Below are 15,372 nucleotides of genomic sequence, written 5' to 3'. Positions count from 1 at the left end.
TCACTCCTTCGCAGCGGCGGGGGTCGCCGCGGTGGCAGCGGTTTTCCTGTGGGCGGGCCGGAGGAACAGCGGCAGCACGACGACGACGTAGGCGACCCACGCGACCGCCTGCAGCACGGTGGTCTGCTGGGAGTAGTTGAAGATCCCCTTGAGCAGCACGCCGTACCAGGAGGTCTCCGGCAGGGCGTTCGAGGCGTCGAAGGCCAGCGTGGTCAGGCCGGGCAGGAAACCGGCCTCCTGCAGGTCGTGCAGGCCGTAGCCCAGCACGCCGGCGGCGACGAACACCAGCAGCACCCCGGTGACGGTGAAGAACTTCCCCAGGTCGAAGCGGACCGCGCCGCGGTAGAGCAGGTACGCGAGGACGATCGCGACCGCGATGCCGAGCACGAAACCGATCAGCGGCTGCACCGTGTCGGACTGGGCGGTCTGCACGGCCGAGTAGAAGAACACGGCCGTTTCGAGCCCTTCGCGGCCCACCGCGAGGAACGACAGCAGGAGCACCGCCGCGGGCCCGACCTCCAGCGCGTCGGCCATCTTGCCGCGCAGCTCCGCGGCGATGTGCCGGGAAGCCTTGCGCATCCAGAAGATCATGGCTGTGACGAAGCCCACCGCGACGATCGACAGGCTGCCGCCGAGCAGTTCCTGGTGCTCGAAGCTCAGCTGCGCCGTGCCGTAGGTCAGGACGGCTCCGACGGCCACCGACAGCAGCACCGCGGCCGCGATGCCGGGCCAGACGAACCGCAACGCGTCCCGGCGCCCGGTCTTGACCAGGAAGGCCACCAGGATGCTCACCACGAGGGCGGCCTCCAGCCCCTCGCGCAACCCGATGAGCGCGCTCGAAAACACCATTGGTCAGCCTTCCTCACCCTGTTTTCGCGCAGCACGAAACAGGCCGTTCATCCCTCGCGGAGACACGGGGTCGCCGGGCGACCGCCACCTTCTACTCAAATGTAGAAGATAGCCTAACCTAACCGCAGGCGAAAGCCCCGGGGCTGCGGCGATCAGCGCAGCCGCGCCAGCTCCAGCAGCTGGACGAGGTCGAGGAGACACTCGCCGGTCCACAGCACGGTAGTCGCCGCGAGCACCACCGGCACGACGGCCTGCCAGCGGGCGGCGCGCCCGGGCCGCAGCAGCGCCCGGACCCGGTCCGGCACGACTCCGGGCGAGGAACCCAGCGCCATCAGCCGCGCGCCGGGGCGCGCGGGCTCCGTGGTGGCGAGCGCGGCCGTGCCGATCGCCACCGCGACCTGCCGCCGGTCCCCCAGCTCGCGGACGGCCGACTCGTCGGCGGCCCGCTCGACCAGGAACCCGACCCGGCGGGCGACGGGCCGCAGCAGCGGGTGGACGGCCGCGGCGAGCTCGCCCAGCCACACCAGCACGTGGTGGTCGCCCGCGAGATGCGCGCGCTCGTGCGCGAGCAGGGCCGAGTACTGCCGCTCGTCGAGCAGCTTCCGCATCCCGGTGGTGACCACGATCCGGCCGGGCTTTCCCGGCAGCGCGAAGGCGTCGGCCCCGGGATCGGGCACGAGCACCACGTCCTCGCCGGCGGGCAGCAGCGCCGCCTCCCGCCGCGCACCGCGCAGGGCACGGCGGCGGCGCCGCACGACATGGACCACGGCACCGGCGGCCACCACGACCCAGCCCAGCGCCAGCCACGAAACCTCCGGCACGGGCGCGGTGCCGGCGGCGACGACGGCTCGCGACCAGTCGAAGGTCCTTGCCACGACGGGGATTTCGGCCACCGCGGTGACCGCGAACGCCAGCAGGTTCACCGCCGCCGCACCCGCGGCCACGAGCGCCGTCCACGCGAACACCCGGGCGGCGGTGTCCGGCCGGAGCCGGTCGCCCAGCAGCCGGGCCGCGAGCAGCACGATCAGCGGCACCGCCACGACGGACCAGGCGAAGTGATCGAGCATCCCGCCCCTCCCTCGCGACTCGCCGGTCACGCTACCGCCTCGCTACGATGAACCGGCCATGCAGAGTGACGAATCTCAGCCGCGGCGCAGGCCCGGCGCTCTCGCCACCGAAATCCTCACAGTCCTGAGTGAGGCCGCTGCCGCCCTGACGCCCGGCGAGGTCCTCGAACTGCTGCCGCGGGCCCGGAAACTGTCCTACAGCACCGTGGTCACCACCCTCACCCGGCTCTGGGAGAAGGACGCCGTGACCCGGCACCGGGACGGGCGGGCGTACCGCTACGCCGCCATCGGCGACCCGTCGAGCCTGGTGGCGTGGCGGATGTCACGGCTGCTCGACGCGGAAGCCGACCACGCCTCGGTGCTCACCCGGTTCGTCAGCGGCCTGAGCGAACAGGACGAGCGGACGCTGCGGGACCTGCTGGCGGACGAGAGCTGAGCCGGTCCGGTCAGCGGCGAGAACGGGCGCTCTCGACCGTCACCGCGCCGGACAGTCCCGTCAGCAGGGCCAGTGCCATGACCAGCTGCGGGTGCATGCCCAGCACCTGCGGCTCGGTGGCCTCGAACTCGGGATCCGTCGCGGCGGTACCGGGGAACAGCGACGCGCCGACCATGCCCAGCCAGGGTATCGACCCGAGCGCGGCGGCCAGCTGGAACCGGGCGCGTTCGTCACCTCCGCGCCGTGACAGGACGCGCAGCCCGATCCCGCCCGTGAGCATGCCCATCACGATGTACTGCGCGTCGTGGAACTTCGCGTGCGGCGGCCAGTTCGGGTTGCGCAGGTGCTGCCGGGCGGTGCGGGGAACGACGAAGTCCGCCAGCAACGGGCCGACGGCGGTGACCGCCAGTGCGGCGCCGACGAGGGTCCGCGACAGTTTCGATACAGGTTTCACGGTCCCAGTCTCTCCGCTCCGTCAATCCGTGGCTCGGCCGGTGAGTGGGCCAACGCCACCACGGCCGTACCTGGTGCGATAGGTGGCGGTGAGCTGGTCCAGCACGCGATACGGACTCGGCGTGACCGGCCTAGATTTCCAGCTCCCGGGCGCGTCAATCAGACCTGGATCACCGGACCGGGTCCGGCAGGCGAGCGGGTCAGGCGCGGGTGCTCTCGGCGACGAACCGGGCCGCGATGGTGTGCAGCTTGACGTTCTCGCGCTGGGAACGGGCCACGAGCAGCTGGAACGCCTCGTCCTCGCTGATGCGGCGGGCCGCCATGAGGATGCCCTTCGCCTGCTCGATCACGCCCCTCGACTGCATCGCGGTGCTCAGGTGCCGCACCTGCTCGCGCGCCTGCCCGGCGCGGTGGAACAGCCGCAGCACGGTGGTGACGATCAGCGTGTACAGCTCCAGGTACTGCTGGTCGAGATCGCGGAAACCGTGGTCACCGAACCCGAAGAGGTTCACCGCGCCCGTCAGCCCCTCGGCGACGTCCAGCGGCGCCGCCAGGTAGCTGCCGACGCCCTGCCCGTGGGTGACCGCCGCGAAGTGCGGCCACATCCGCTCCGCGGCCGGCAGGTCGACGCACACCGTCTCCCCGTTGCGCGCGGCGCGCAGGCACGGCCCGTCGCCCTCGTCGTACTGGGCGGCGTCGATCTTCACCGCCCGTTCGTCCGTGGACGCGACAGTCGAGGCGCCGTCGCCGCGCAGGATTGTGATGGACGCCATGTCCGCACCCGGGACCACCCGGACGACCTGGGCGCAGACCGCCTGCAGCAGCGGGCCGAGCTCGTCGGTCTCGGCGACCGCCTCGGACAGCACCTCCAGCGCCTGCTTGACCTCGTCGAGCTGGGGCAGGAGCTCGGTGGTCTGGTCGGTCATGTCGTCGTCCCTCGTCGTCCGGCCGGGAAACCGGTGGACGGCACCACCCACCGGCAGCCGCTGCCTGGTCAACGGGCCTGCGCCGATGATACCCGGCTTTCCGCGGAAAACATCCCCGCCAGAGGTTTACGATTCCGGCGATCGGGGCACAGGTCGCACGGGAGGTTGACGCTCTCGCGAGTGACACTGCTCCTCCTAGGCCCCGCCGCTTCAACCAAAGAGGCGTCGGGGCCGCTCATTTTCCGGGGTCGACGCGGCGGGCCCGGCGTCACCGCCGGGCCCGCCGTGGGGGCTGGTTACTTGTTGGTGCCCGGGGTGAGCACCTTGTCGATGACGAACACCGTGGCGTTCTTGGTCGGGATGTTGCCGCACAGGACCTTGGCGCCGTTGACGGTCATGGCGTCCCCGGTGCCCTCGATCTTGACCGGGCCGCCGTCGGTGTTCAGCGTCTGCACGGAGCCCGCGGCCTGCAGGCCCTTCGCGTCGTAGCGCTGCGGCAGCACGTGGTACTGCAGGATGGGCGCGAGCTGGCTCGGGTTCTGCGCCAGCTCGGTGAACTTCGCGTCCCCCAGGGCGTCGAACGCGCTGTCCGCCGGGGCGAACACCGTGATCGCCTGCTGGCTGTTGAGGGTGTCCACGAGGTTGGTGGCCTTCACCGCGGCGACGAGCTTGGTCAGCAACGGGTTGGTCGACGCCGCGGACGCGACGGGCTCCGGCCCCATCGAGTCCAGGCTGCCGGGCGAGTTGCCCTGCGGCAGCTGCCCGCACGCGGGCCCGAACACGTCGGCGTTCGTGGTGATGCCCGCGCCGCTGGCCATCGGGCTGGACATCGGGGCGGACATCGAGCTGGGCGGCGCCATCGAGCTGCTGCCGGCCGAGCCGGACCCACTGCCGGAGCTGGTGCCGCAAGCGGCCAGCGAGAGGGCGGCGGCCGAGGCGAGAGCGGCACCGGCGATACGAGCAGTCTTCACAACGATCACTCCATTTTCCGGGGATTTCCGTGCTGTCATCGGGTATTCGGAGCCCGGGCGGCGCCGGATTGCCCGCGGGGCGCGTTATTTCGCGGTGAACGTGATGGTGTGCCAGCCGGTGGCGCCGTCCGGCACGGTTCCGGCGCGGTCCTGGGTCTGGGTGTAGCCACCGTGGTCGGTGGCGCGGCAGGCGACCTGGTGCGACCCCGGCGGCACCCGCAGTTCGGCCCACCACATGCGCCAAGTGTCCACAGTGTCCTGTGCGGAAAGGACGGCAGGTTGCCAGGATCCGTTGTCGAGGCGGACTTCCACCCTGTCGATGCCGGTGTGCTGCGCCCAGGCGATTCCGGCGACGCGCACGGTTCCGGCGGGCAGGGTCTGGAACCCCCGAGGCGTGTCGATGCGGGACTCGGTCTTGATCGGAGCCTGTTCCGCCCAGCCGCGCCGGAGCCAGTACGCCTGCCGCGCCGCCCAGGTGGTGACCTCCAGGTCGACCACCCACTTGGTCGCCGACACGTACCCGTACAGGCCGGGAACCACCAGCCGGGCGGGAAAACCGTGCTCCAGCGGCAGCGGTTCGCCGTTCATGCCCAGCGCCAGCATCGCCCCGCGGCCACGGTCCAGCGCCGCCGCGACCGGCGTGCCCGAGGTCCAGCCGTCCACACTGGACGAGTACAGCTGCTCGGCGCCGGGCCGCACCCCGGCTTCCGCCAGCAGGTCCGCCAGGTCGACGCCGACGAAGTTCGCCGTCGACACGTACGGACCGCCGACCTCGTTCGACACGCACGTCATCGTGATCGTGCGCTCCACGAGCGGCCGGTCGCGGAGATCGGCATAGCGGTACCGCTTTTCCCGGTCGACCAGGCCGTGGATCCGCAGCGACCAGTCCTCCGCGCGCACCTGCGGCACCGTCAACGCGGTGTCCACCCGGTAGAAGTCCCGGTTGGGAGTGAGGAACGGCGGCGTGCCGAGCTTGGCGAAATCGGCGTCCGCCGGAATCGCGGGCGCGGTCCGCGCCGGGACCAGCCGCCCCACCGCCTCCCGTGAGGCCGCCGCGTTCCGCGTGGCCCCCAGCAGCTGCCCGCCCACCCCGACCACGGCCGAACCCGCGAGCGCCCCCGCGCCGGCGAGCAGGAACGAGCGCCGTGAGCTGCCTTCCCGCGGCCCGGCTCCGGTCCCGCGTGCCGCGTGGTGCAGCAGCCGGAACACCACCACCCCCGCGACCAGGCTCGCCAGCGGGGCGAGCACCGCGACCGGCCCGAGGTCCGGGCGCACAGCGACCGCGACGATCCCCAGCACCCCGAACAGGGCGACCACGACGGTGCCGGGCCACGGCGAGCGGCGCGAGGCGACCCCGGCCAGCGCGGCGGCCACCACCAGCACGACGGCCATGCCCGACAGCAGCACGAGCTTGTCGTGCGTGCCGAACGTGCGCACGGCGAAGTCCTTCAGCTCCACCGGCGTCAGGTCGATCGCACCGTTCCCGACGGCCAGGTACGGGGAGGCGTTGACGCTGATGAACCCCGCGGCGAGGTGCCCCACCGCCAGGGCTGCCAGCAACGCCAGCACCCCGCACAACGCCGCCGCGACGATCCCGAGTCTCGTCCGGGCCGGAGGTGCCGTCGTGCTCGTGCCGGTTGCAGTCATACCCGGTCTTCGGAGCCACCGGGCCCGGGTATTGGTCCGGCTTCGGGGCTACTCCGCCAGCGCCTCTTCGAGCGAGGAGAAGACCGGCACCTTCGACGACAGGTCCACCGCGCGCAGCGTCCGGCTGATGACGGGGTTGGACACCACCCGCAGCGCCGTCCGCCCGGCCGCGCCGGCGGCGAGGAACAGCACCCGCAGCCCCGGCGTGCCCAGGAAGTCCACCCGGGTCAGGTCGACCACCAGTACCGCGGGCGTGCCCTTCAGCCCCTGCCGCACGGCGTGCTCGAAGTCGGCGGCCGTGACCTTGTCCAGCTCACCGCCGACTTCGAGGATGCGCGGGTCCTCGCCGTGCAGCTCGAACGTGGCTTGTTCCTCTGGCGGCTCACCGTCCTCGGCGTCACCCCGCGGGTTAACAGACACGACTGCATCATGCCATCGGCCCGCCCCCGCCGAGCCCGGTGTCCGGTCAGTTCCCGGCGTCCCAGCTGACTTCCGCCCACGGCACTTCCCGGGCCCGGCCGAAGACGACGGCGGCACCCCACCGGAGCAGCCACGGGCCCTGCCGGGCGGGCCGGTCGTAGCCGAGCAGGCGGCCCCGCCACCGGCGCGACACGAGCACCGCCACGATCACCGGCTGCCCGTCCGCGCCGGGGCGCGTCACCAGCTCGGTCACCTTCCCCAGCGGGCGCCCGGCGCGGTCGTGGACCCGCCGGCCCAGCAGCTCACTCGCCAGCACGGCCCGCCCCCGGGATCCGGCCGATGACCCGCTCGCGCAGGAGGGTCTCCAGCGGTGGGACGTCCAGCACCTCGGCGCGCAGCGACAGGGTGACGTGGTTGCCCACGTCCCGCACGTGGTCGTAGGTGATGCGCACGGTGCCCGGCCGCAGCCAGCGCAGGACGCGTCCCAGCAGGCCGCCGACCCGGTCCGCCAGCGCCTGCCTGCCGGCCAGCAGCGCCACGACGCGATAGCTCCCGTCCGGGGTGGGCGCCAGCTCGACGTCGTCGACCTTGCCGACGAGCTGCCCTTCGACGTCGACGATCTGGCGGTCGAGCAGGTGGAACTCGATCCGCAGCGGGTCGGGCGCGGTCACGACTCCCCCATTCCCGTCAAGATCATCAGGGGCAGCGCGGCGACGGCGGCGACCAGGATGACGACCAGGAAGATCATCCCGAGGACGTTGGTGACGCGGCCGTTGACCTTGTCGCCCAGGTAGTCGCGGTCGTTCGCGACGACGAGGATCGGCAGGTAGGTCAGCGGGAGCACCACCGCGCTGAACACCAGCGACAGCTCGGTGATCTGCACCGGGTCGACCGTGGTCAGCAGCAGCGCGGTACCCAGCAGAATGCTCAGCAGCACGACCGTGTGGAACCGCGCGGCCTCGCGGGGCCGGACCAGTTTTCCCCACTGCCAGCCGAAGTACTGCGCCACCGAGTAGCCCGTGGACAGGCCCGTCTCCAGCGCCGCGCCGAACGTGGCGGCGAAGAACCCGATCATCACCACGACCAGCCCGGTCTTCCCGAGCGCGAGCGCGACGGGCAGCGCGGTCTGGCTCAGCTGGTCGACCTGGATCCCGGCCGGTTCGTACACGGTGGCGGCGCAGCCCATGATCGCCAGCCCGAGCAACCCGCCCAGCGGGAACCCGACGAACGTGTTGCTGCGCTCGGTGACCAGGTCCTTCGGCCCCCACTTCTCCTCGACACCGCCCGAGGAGAAGAAGAACACCTCGTAGGGCGTCAGCGCGGAGGCGAACAGCGAGACCGCCATGTACCCGTAGGTGCCCCAGGTCTCGCCGGACGGCGGGCTCGAATGCGCCACCTGCCCGGCGAAGTCCGCCCAGGGCGGGTGCAGCGCGATGAGGGCGATCACGAACACCACCAGCGCGAGTCCGGCGAACCCGAAGATCTGCTCCATCAGCTCGAACTTCACCCGCCACAGCACCACCCACACCGCGAACGCGGCCAGCGGCACCCACAGCAGGTGCGGCAGGCCGGACGCGAGCTGGACCGTCAGCGCGACGCCGCCGATCTCGGCCGTCAGGGTCAGCAACGTGGTGGCGTAGGACCCCACCAGGTTGGCCATCGCCACCCGGGGCCCGAGCCGTTCCCGCACCAGGTCGAACACCGGCCGCCTGCTGACCGCCGCGACGCGCCCCGCCATCTCCGCGAACACGCAGATCCCGACGACCCCGACGATCACCACCCACGCCTGGCGCATCCCGAACCGCGCTCCCGACTGGGCGTTGGCCACCAGGTCCCCGATGTCGACGAACCCGCCGATCGCGGTCAGGATGCCGAGCGTGACGGCCAGCCCCTTCTTCACTGCCGGCTCCGCACGAACGCGTCCAGCTGGTCCCGTACCCCGGAAAGCCGCCTCTCGGCCTCGGTGACCCGGTTCCCGTCGCCCGCGTCGAGCGCGTCCCGGACTTGACCGGCGGCGGCGACGAGCCCCTGCAACTGCGGATGCACCTGGTCGTACACCCGGGCGGCGTCCGGTCCGGGCGGGGGCTCGCTCTCCAGGTCGTCGAGGGCCTTCGTCGCGGTGCTGAGCACGTCGTCGACGGCCGCTTTCCGGTACGGCGGCAGCAACCGGCCCTGGGCCTGGACCAGCTGTTCGAGCGTGCCCGCGGCGCTCAGCCCTTCCTGCGCGGACTGCTCGGCACTGCTCACGTAACCGCTTTCCGAGCCGGAGCAGGCGGTCAACGCGGCGGCGAGGAGAACGACGGGCCAGCGCACGCACCCGGCTACCCCGAGATCACCTCGGCAAACAGGCCGGACGTCAGTTCCGGCGCCACCGGCGCCCGCCGGTGGCGGGAGGAGCGTAGGGCGTGGCGACGAACGTCCGCAGATCGAACGCGCCGCCGGTCCGGGAGTCCAGCTCCTGCGCCAGCGCGGCGGCTTCGCCGGGGTCCTCGCCGGCGACCCAGCGGGTGAGCGCCAACGCGAGGAGGTAGACGAAGGTCGCGGGCACCGAGTGCTCACGGACGCCGCGAGCCGCGGCCTCCTCGATCTCGACGAGACCACGCCGGGTGGTGGCCACCGGGCCGATTCCGACCACTTGTTTGACCGCCCCGATCACGACGGACAACAGGTCCGGCCACCAGCGCTCCGGTACGAGCCGGCACAGCGTCGTCCCCCAGACGGCGGCCGACCACAGCGCGTCGACGTCAGCGACCCGGGAGGCGGCTTCCGCCAGGTTCGCCACCAGCGCCACCGCCAGCTCCCGGTGACCGGTGTCGAACGCCACCGCGACGCCCTGCCGGTAGTGCGCCACGGCCTCCTCGAACCGGCCGAGCCGCGTGGCGATCTGGGCCAGGTCGTGGTGGAAGGCGGCGGTCTCCCGGCCCACGCCCAGCTCGACCGCCTGCGCGAGGCCGGCGGTGGCGTGGCGGTGCGCCGTGTCGAGGTCGCCGCGGTCGAGGTGGCACAGGGCCAGTCGGCCGATCGCGGCGAGCTCGGCCTCGCTGTCCTGCGTGACGCGGCTCAGCTCCAATGCCCGGGTGGCGGCGGCCACGGCCGCGTCGAAGTTCCCGGCCAGCTGGTGCAGGACGGCCTGGTCGAGCTTGAACGCGCCCTGCCTCCCGGTCTCCCTGAGCGCGACGGCGGTTTCGTAGCCCTCCTCGGCGTACCGCATCGCTTCTTCGAGGCGTCCCAGGCGTTTGCTCAGCTGGCCCAGCACCCCGGCCGCGCCGAGCAACCCGGCACGGTCGTGCTGCTCGGTGAACGCCTCGTACGCGGAGCGGGCCAGCGACAACGCTTCCTCGTGGTCGCCCCGGCGCATCGTGAGGTCCGCCATGCTCAGCAGCAGGTCGGCCCGGTCCGCGCACGCCTCGCCGTAGCCGACGCCGCGGCGGAAGTCGGCCAGCGCCGTGTCCCAGTCGGACCACCGCCGGGCCAGCCTGCCGGTGAGCGCGAAACGCCGGGCCCACCGCCGGTCGAGTTCGGCCCGCGGCAGGTCGAGCCGGGCCAGCGTGGCGTCGATGCGCCGGGCCAGCTGTTCCGCCGTCGCCCGGTCTTCCTCCTGCGGCGGATCGTGCGCGGTGCACAGCCACAGCTCGCTCAGCAGAACGTCCACATAGGACTCGGTGGTCTCGTGCGGGGTGCCGTCGGCCTGCCGGCGCAGGGTGGTGATCTCCCGGTGCAGCAGGCGGCTCGCCGACTTCCGGGCAGCGGCCGCGAGGATCGCGCTTTCGGCGAGTGCCGCCTCGGCGGCCGTGGTTTTCCGGTCCCGCCACTGGTCCAGCCTGCCGTTCGCCGTGCCGACGTAGAGGTAGGAACGCTCGATTCCGGACGGCAGGCCGGTGCGCACGATCGCTTCGCACGCGAGCCGCTCCTCGGTGGTGAGCCGGTCGACCACGACGCGGGCGAAGTCCGCCGCCGGCCGCGACGGGATGCTCCACAAGGTCCCGAGGTAACCGCGGGCACCGGCGCGGACGAACTGCCGCCCGACCCCGGTCCAGGACTGGCAGGAGTTGTTGAACACGATCGGCCGGTGGGTCAGGCTCAGCCACTGCGGGATCAGCCAGCTCGACAGCTCCGTGTCGCCCAGCACGATGGCTTCGTCCGACCCGTGTGTGTTGAAGAAGACCAGCTCCACCGGCAGGTCCTTCGTCAGGTCCATCAGCGCCCGCAACGAGGCGTCGGGCCCGGACAGCAGGACGGGGTGGGTGAAGTGGGTGCCGACCGAACGCAGCACGTCGGGGGTCTCCGACGCGCGGAAGAAGCCGGGGTCGAACACCAGGCTGAACGTGCCGGGCGAGCGTTCGATCCCGGCGCTGTACAGCTCGTTCAGGATCGTCAGCGCCGGGTCGGCCGCGACGTGCCCGATGGGCTTGGTGGCCCAGTCCGCCTCGGTGGTGCGCACGAACGAGTAAGGCAGCCCGCTGGTGAACGCGGTCAGCCTGCGCTCCCCCACCTGCTCGACGGCGGTGGCGGGCACCTGCGCGGTCACCGCGGCCTCGATTTCGGCGTAGGGGTTCCGTCCGCCGGTGGACAGGCGTCGCCACAGCTTTTCGGCGAACCCGCCCGACCGCGCTTCCGGGCCGCTCGCCCTGGCCGCGGCCAGCACCCGTTCCTGCTGCGCGGCGACCGCGCGCTGGACCGGTTCGAGATCCGGCGGCGGCGTCACGACGAGCCGGGCGCCGCGGTGGTGGGCGTAGAGCGCGCCGAGCAGGGCGGCGGCGTCGCCGGTGTTCTCCACCAGCACCGCCTCGTCCCCGTCGTCGGCGAAGGACAGCGGGTCGGGCCGGGACACCGCGTGGTCGACGGGCCGCAACGCGGCGCCCCTGTGCAGCGCGGCGAACAACGCGGCGACCCAGCTACCGGGGTCGTCGATCGCGACGTCGAGCACCCGGTCCGGCTCGCCGCCGGGGTCGCGCAGCAGCCGCCACGCGGCGGTGGTGAGTTCCGGCAGATCCGCGGCCAGCCGCACGGTTTCCGGCACTCGCGCGAACATGCCGCGCTCGCCGGGGTCCTCGGCATCGCGACCGGCCGCGGCCCACACCTCGTCCGCCTCCGCCATCAGCGCCGGGTCCGTGGTGAGCAGCTCCTCCGGCGCGAAGTCGTGCAGGAAAACGGCTCGCCGGACGCCCAGCCGGGACACCAGGTCCGACACCAGCTCGTTGTGCTTGAGCCACGACCGGTACGGCGACAGCGCCTTGCGCAGCCGCCAGTCCTCCTGGATCTCGGCCAGCGCCCGCTGCCGCACCTCCGCGTCACCCGCGAGCGCCTCGGCCATCCCGATCGCGCCGCCGATGCGGGTCAGGGAGGCGTCCTGGGCGCGTTTGAACCGTGCGTAGAGCTCGACGTAGTCCGCTTGCGCCATCGGCGGCGGCTCGACCGCGACGACCGGGACGAACCGGTCCGCCGGCAGGCAGGACACCACGACCGCCGCCTCCCGCAGCTGGTCCGGCCGGCACACGACCACCGTGTCCGCCACCTCGAACACCGGCTCGCTCGCCACGGCGACGGTGAGTTCCGAGGCACCGGGGGGCAAGGACACCCGCACCTCTCCCCCGTCGGCCACCCAGGGCGCCGCCGACTCGACGGTCACGGTGACCTGACCGGGCAGGGCGAACACCACGCCCCGCTCGGTCGCCTCACCCGGCGCGCCAACGGTCAGCCGCCAGTCGAGTGGCGAACGCAGGTCGAACCGCTGCCGCAGGGTGACGGTGCCCCCGTTGCCGGTGAGCTCCAGCTCCCGGGTGCCGGCGCCGAGCGCCTGGCGCACCCGGGTGACCGGCACGCTCGACGGCGCCAGCGGCTCCGCCCCCGGCAGGTGCTCGCGAAGGGCTGCCTCGGGTTTGCGGTGCAGGTCCAGCAGGAGGGAGGCGAGCAGGCCGCCGGCGAAGCGCAGCCGAATCCCCTGCGGCGACCCCAGTTCCACGGGCTAGAACCCGCGGAGGTAGGAGTCGACGAGCGAGTACCGGACCCGCCGCTCGCCGCGCAGCTCCGACCGGCCGGTCTCCCGTCCCTTGCGCACCAGCGAGTTCACCAGCACCGGCGTCGACACCCCCACGTAGATCGCGCCCCAGTAGGTGGTGGCCGGCAGGGCCAGCGCCAGCAGCCCGCCCAGCCCCGCGAACGCCAGCGACACGACCAGGTAGAACCAGGACCACCGGAACCGGCTGGGATCGTGCCGGATCCCGTACAGCCGGACGATCTCCGGAGCCAGCGCCCCGGCCATACCCAACAGGAAGACGACCACCGAGCTCACCCGGAGGAAGTTAGCGCATTTCCGGCGGTCGCCGGCCGTTTTCGCGTGATCTTCAGCGGGCGGGCGGCGCGGGCCAGGACATCCGGACCGTCGTACCGGCCGGGTTGGTGGTGACGCTCACCTCGGGCGCGAGCAGGCGGATCAGGAGCAGACCGCGGCCACCGCCGGGACGGCTGTCGCCGTCGTGCCAGTGTCCGGTGTCGCTGACGGTCACCGTGACGGCAGCGGCGTCCACCCGGGCTTCGACGGTCATGGTGCCGTCCGCCCCGGCGGGGTAGGCGTGCGCGACGACGTTCGCCATCGCTTCGTAGGCCGCGAGGGTGAGATCCTCGGCGAGCTCGGCGGCGAGCCCGCGTTCCCGCGCCCACCGGGCCAGGATCTGGCGGAGGATGGTCGCCTGCACGGGCACGGCGGCGACTTCACGGACGAGGGTGGCTTCGGGTCTTCGCGCCGGCTCGTCCACCGGCGACGGCTGGTCGACTGCGTCTGGCATGGCGTGGGTCCCCCTCGCTCACTGTTGAACGACGCTTCCTGGTACCCGGCTGATGGACAGGGTGAAACACGGACGACACTACGCCTCGCGTTCACCCTTCCCGCGAATCCCGCCGGACCAGGCGTCGCGTCACCGTTCACGAGCGTGCGGGCGAGGTCCCGAAGTGGTGCTGCACCAGGCCAGGCGCCCCCCGGGGGCGGGAGCCGAGTGCGAAGTCGAGCAGAGGGCTACGCCCCGCAGGTGCCGACCGTGTCGACGTGGGCCGTTCCGGTGTTGCGGTAGGTCGCTGCCTGCGCCACCGCGGCGGCGGGTGTCAGGACCTGGTTGCCCGCGTAGTAGGTCCAGTCGACCTGTTCGGCGTAGGTGCTGGTGCCGTTCGTGTGGCCGGCGGTGTCGATGAACCACAGGTTGTAGTCGATCGACATCGACGTGCGCGGGTAGACCGGGTCGCCCTGGGCGTCGGTGGTGTGGTCGGCGGTGAGGACGCCGTCGAGGTAGTACTTCACGTGGCCGCCGGAGACCTGGGTGACGATGTCGTGCCAGCCGTCGAAGCTGCGGTTCTGCGCGGTCGACGTGCGCAGGCCGTCCCAGGACGGGCTGTTCCAGTAGGTGTACCAGGACGTCTGGTAGTCCGCCTGCGAGCCGCCCCAGCCGCCGTTGGGCAGGTACTCGGAGAAGTCGAGCTCGCTGTAGAGCGGGTCGCGGTCATAGCGCAGCGGGGAGATCGCGAAGTAGGTTTCGTTGATGTGGTCACCGTCCGTGCCGCTGACCGGCGCGTCGCTGAACTTCACGCGGCTGGCGTAGGTGCCTTCGAAGAAGCGCTGCTGGTTCTGGTACAGCTCGGCCTGCGTCGTCCCGGCCGCGCCGCCGTCCGTCGTCGCGCTCAGCTGGGCGACCGGTTCCCCCGCCACGGTGGGAAAACTGATGTTGCTCGTCAGCCAGTGCGCACCCGCCACGCCGGGACTGCCGACGTCGTTGCGGGTCGCCCAGCCGGCGGCGCCGAACGCGGGGTCGGCCGGGCCCGTGTAGTGGAAGTCGTCGAACAGCACGCCGCAGGAGGCGCTCCGGGAACTGGCCTGGGCGGGACCCTGGGTGAGCACGAGACCGGCGGCCGCGGCGAGCACGGCGGCGACGGCGAGGGGTTTCCGGGGAGACATGAGGCGTGTCGCTCCTCTCGGGCCGGAGTGTCACATTGGTCTAGACCTGGAACTGGCTAGAGTGGCAACGAAGGACGGGGAAGTCAAGAGGCGAAGACCCTGGAGTTGCTCGATGACGTTGACCTGGCACGGCTGCCCCAACGGCCGCGACGTCGGAGGACTGCCCTCGTCCAGCGGTTCCCGTATCCGCTTCGGCGCGCTTTTCCGGTCGGACAGCCACAGCCGGTTGACCACCGAGGGAATAGCGGCGGTCCGCGCCGTGGGCCTGAGCCGCATCTTCGACCTCCGGTGGCCGCGGGAAACCGCGCAGGAGCCCAGTCCGTTCGCCGGCGATCCCGCCTACCGCAACGCGCCCATGATCGCCGAGCTGGCGGAGCAGGGCACCACCATGCCGGACGCCTACCGGTCCATGCTCGACGACAACCAGCGCCGGATCACCGGCGTCTTCATCCAGCTCAGCGACGCGCCGCCCGGCCCACTCGCGGTGCACTGCAGCGCCGGATCACCGGCGTCTTCGTCGCCGGCGTGCCACCCACCGCGATCGCCGAGGACTACGCGCTCACGGACGGCTGCCGTGGCGACACCATCCTCCGGACGCTGGCCCACCTGGACGACCGGCACGGCGGCGTGCCCGCCTACCTGCTGAAGGGCGGAGCGACGC

At 72.2% G+C, this 15,372-nt stretch carries 17 protein-coding genes; 2 read left to right on the top strand and 15 right to left on the bottom strand.

The window, feature by feature from the left end; translation table 11 throughout:
- Positions 1–849 (bottom strand): iron uptake transporter permease EfeU, encoded by an 849-nt coding sequence (gene efeU / locus FHX82_RS19285; RefSeq protein WP_145935574.1) that lies wholly within the window; start codon positions 847–849, stop codon positions 1–3.
- A 152-nt stretch (positions 850–1,001) separates the two neighbouring features.
- Positions 1,002–1,916, bottom strand: a complete 915-nt coding sequence (locus FHX82_RS19280; protein WP_145935573.1) for a M56 family metallopeptidase — start codon at positions 1,914–1,916, stop codon at positions 1,002–1,004.
- A gap of 58 nt (positions 1,917–1,974) precedes the next feature.
- On the opposite strand from FHX82_RS19280, the gene FHX82_RS19275 reads away from it, so the two are divergent.
- A complete protein-coding gene (locus FHX82_RS19275) occupies positions 1,975–2,352 on the top strand; it encodes a BlaI/MecI/CopY family transcriptional regulator (protein ID WP_145935572.1) in 378 nt (125 codons plus the stop codon).
- A gap of 10 nt (positions 2,353–2,362) precedes the next feature.
- Here FHX82_RS19275 and FHX82_RS19270 read toward each other — a convergent pair whose 3' ends face one another.
- The 13 genes from FHX82_RS19270 to FHX82_RS19210 form a co-directional block, all read right to left on the bottom strand.
- Complete coding sequence (locus tag FHX82_RS19270) at positions 2,363–2,806, bottom strand: DUF6640 family protein (RefSeq protein WP_229880616.1); 444 nt, start codon at positions 2,804–2,806, stop codon at positions 2,363–2,365.
- A gap of 199 nt (positions 2,807–3,005) precedes the next feature.
- A complete protein-coding gene (locus FHX82_RS19265; RefSeq protein WP_145935638.1) occupies positions 3,006–3,731 on the bottom strand; it encodes a GAF and ANTAR domain-containing protein in 726 nt (241 codons plus the stop codon).
- Positions 3,732–4,027: 296 nt separating this feature from the next.
- Complete coding sequence (locus tag FHX82_RS19260) at positions 4,028–4,702, bottom strand: fasciclin domain-containing protein (RefSeq protein ID WP_145935571.1); 675 nt, start codon at positions 4,700–4,702, stop codon at positions 4,028–4,030.
- 84 nt (positions 4,703–4,786) lie between these two features.
- Positions 4,787–6,349 (bottom strand): molybdopterin-dependent oxidoreductase, encoded by a 1,563-nt coding sequence (locus tag FHX82_RS19255; RefSeq protein WP_183176707.1) that lies wholly within the window; start codon positions 6,347–6,349, stop codon positions 4,787–4,789.
- Between the two features lie 48 nt (positions 6,350–6,397).
- Positions 6,398–6,769, bottom strand: coding sequence for an STAS domain-containing protein (locus tag FHX82_RS19250; protein ID WP_183176706.1), 372 nt, complete (start codon positions 6,767–6,769; stop codon positions 6,398–6,400).
- A gap of 46 nt (positions 6,770–6,815) precedes the next feature.
- Positions 6,816–7,085 (bottom strand): PRC-barrel domain containing protein, encoded by a 270-nt coding sequence (locus FHX82_RS19245; RefSeq protein WP_145934154.1) that lies wholly within the window; start codon positions 7,083–7,085, stop codon positions 6,816–6,818.
- Entirely contained in the window at positions 7,072–7,440 is a 369-nt protein-coding gene (locus tag FHX82_RS19240; protein WP_145934155.1) for a hypothetical protein, read from the bottom strand. The genes FHX82_RS19245 and FHX82_RS19240 overlap by 14 nt, the downstream gene beginning before the upstream one ends.
- Entirely contained in the window at positions 7,437–8,669 is a 1,233-nt protein-coding gene (locus FHX82_RS19235) for an NRAMP family divalent metal transporter (protein WP_145934156.1), read from the bottom strand. Before FHX82_RS19235 ends, FHX82_RS19240 begins: the two co-directional genes overlap by 4 nt.
- Complete coding sequence (locus FHX82_RS19230) at positions 8,666–9,082, bottom strand: hypothetical protein (protein ID WP_145934157.1); 417 nt, start codon at positions 9,080–9,082, stop codon at positions 8,666–8,668. The genes FHX82_RS19235 and FHX82_RS19230 overlap by 4 nt, the downstream gene beginning before the upstream one ends.
- A 43-nt stretch (positions 9,083–9,125) precedes the next feature.
- A complete protein-coding gene (locus FHX82_RS19225) occupies positions 9,126–12,731 on the bottom strand; it encodes a tetratricopeptide repeat protein (protein WP_145934158.1) in 3,606 nt (1,201 codons plus the stop codon).
- Positions 12,732–12,734: 3 nt separating this feature from the next.
- Positions 12,735–13,061 (bottom strand): hypothetical protein, encoded by a 327-nt coding sequence (locus FHX82_RS19220; protein ID WP_145934159.1) that lies wholly within the window; start codon positions 13,059–13,061, stop codon positions 12,735–12,737.
- A gap of 52 nt (positions 13,062–13,113) precedes the next feature.
- Positions 13,114–13,554 carry an ATP-binding protein gene (locus tag FHX82_RS19215; RefSeq protein WP_145934160.1) on the bottom strand — a complete coding sequence of 147 codons (441 nt, stop codon included), beginning with the start codon at positions 13,552–13,554 and terminating at the stop codon, positions 13,114–13,116.
- Positions 13,555–13,781: 227 nt separating this feature from the next.
- Entirely contained in the window at positions 13,782–14,711 is a 930-nt protein-coding gene (locus FHX82_RS19210) for a glycoside hydrolase family 16 protein (RefSeq protein WP_145934161.1), read from the bottom strand.
- Positions 14,712–14,823: 112 nt separating this feature from the next.
- On the opposite strand from FHX82_RS19210, the gene FHX82_RS19205 reads away from it, so the two are divergent.
- Positions 14,824–15,357 carry a tyrosine-protein phosphatase gene (locus FHX82_RS19205; protein WP_229880614.1) on the top strand — a complete coding sequence of 178 codons (534 nt, stop codon included), beginning with the start codon at positions 14,824–14,826 and terminating at the stop codon, positions 15,355–15,357.
- Positions 15,358–15,372: the final 15 nt, after the last annotated feature.

The sequence above is a fragment of the Amycolatopsis bartoniae genome (assembly GCF_014191255.1).
Lineage (GTDB): Bacteria > Actinomycetota > Actinomycetes > Mycobacteriales > Pseudonocardiaceae > Amycolatopsis_E > Amycolatopsis_E bartoniae.
The sequence above is the reverse complement of the archived record's forward strand: the minus strand, read 5'-3'. Positions and strand labels throughout refer to the sequence as shown.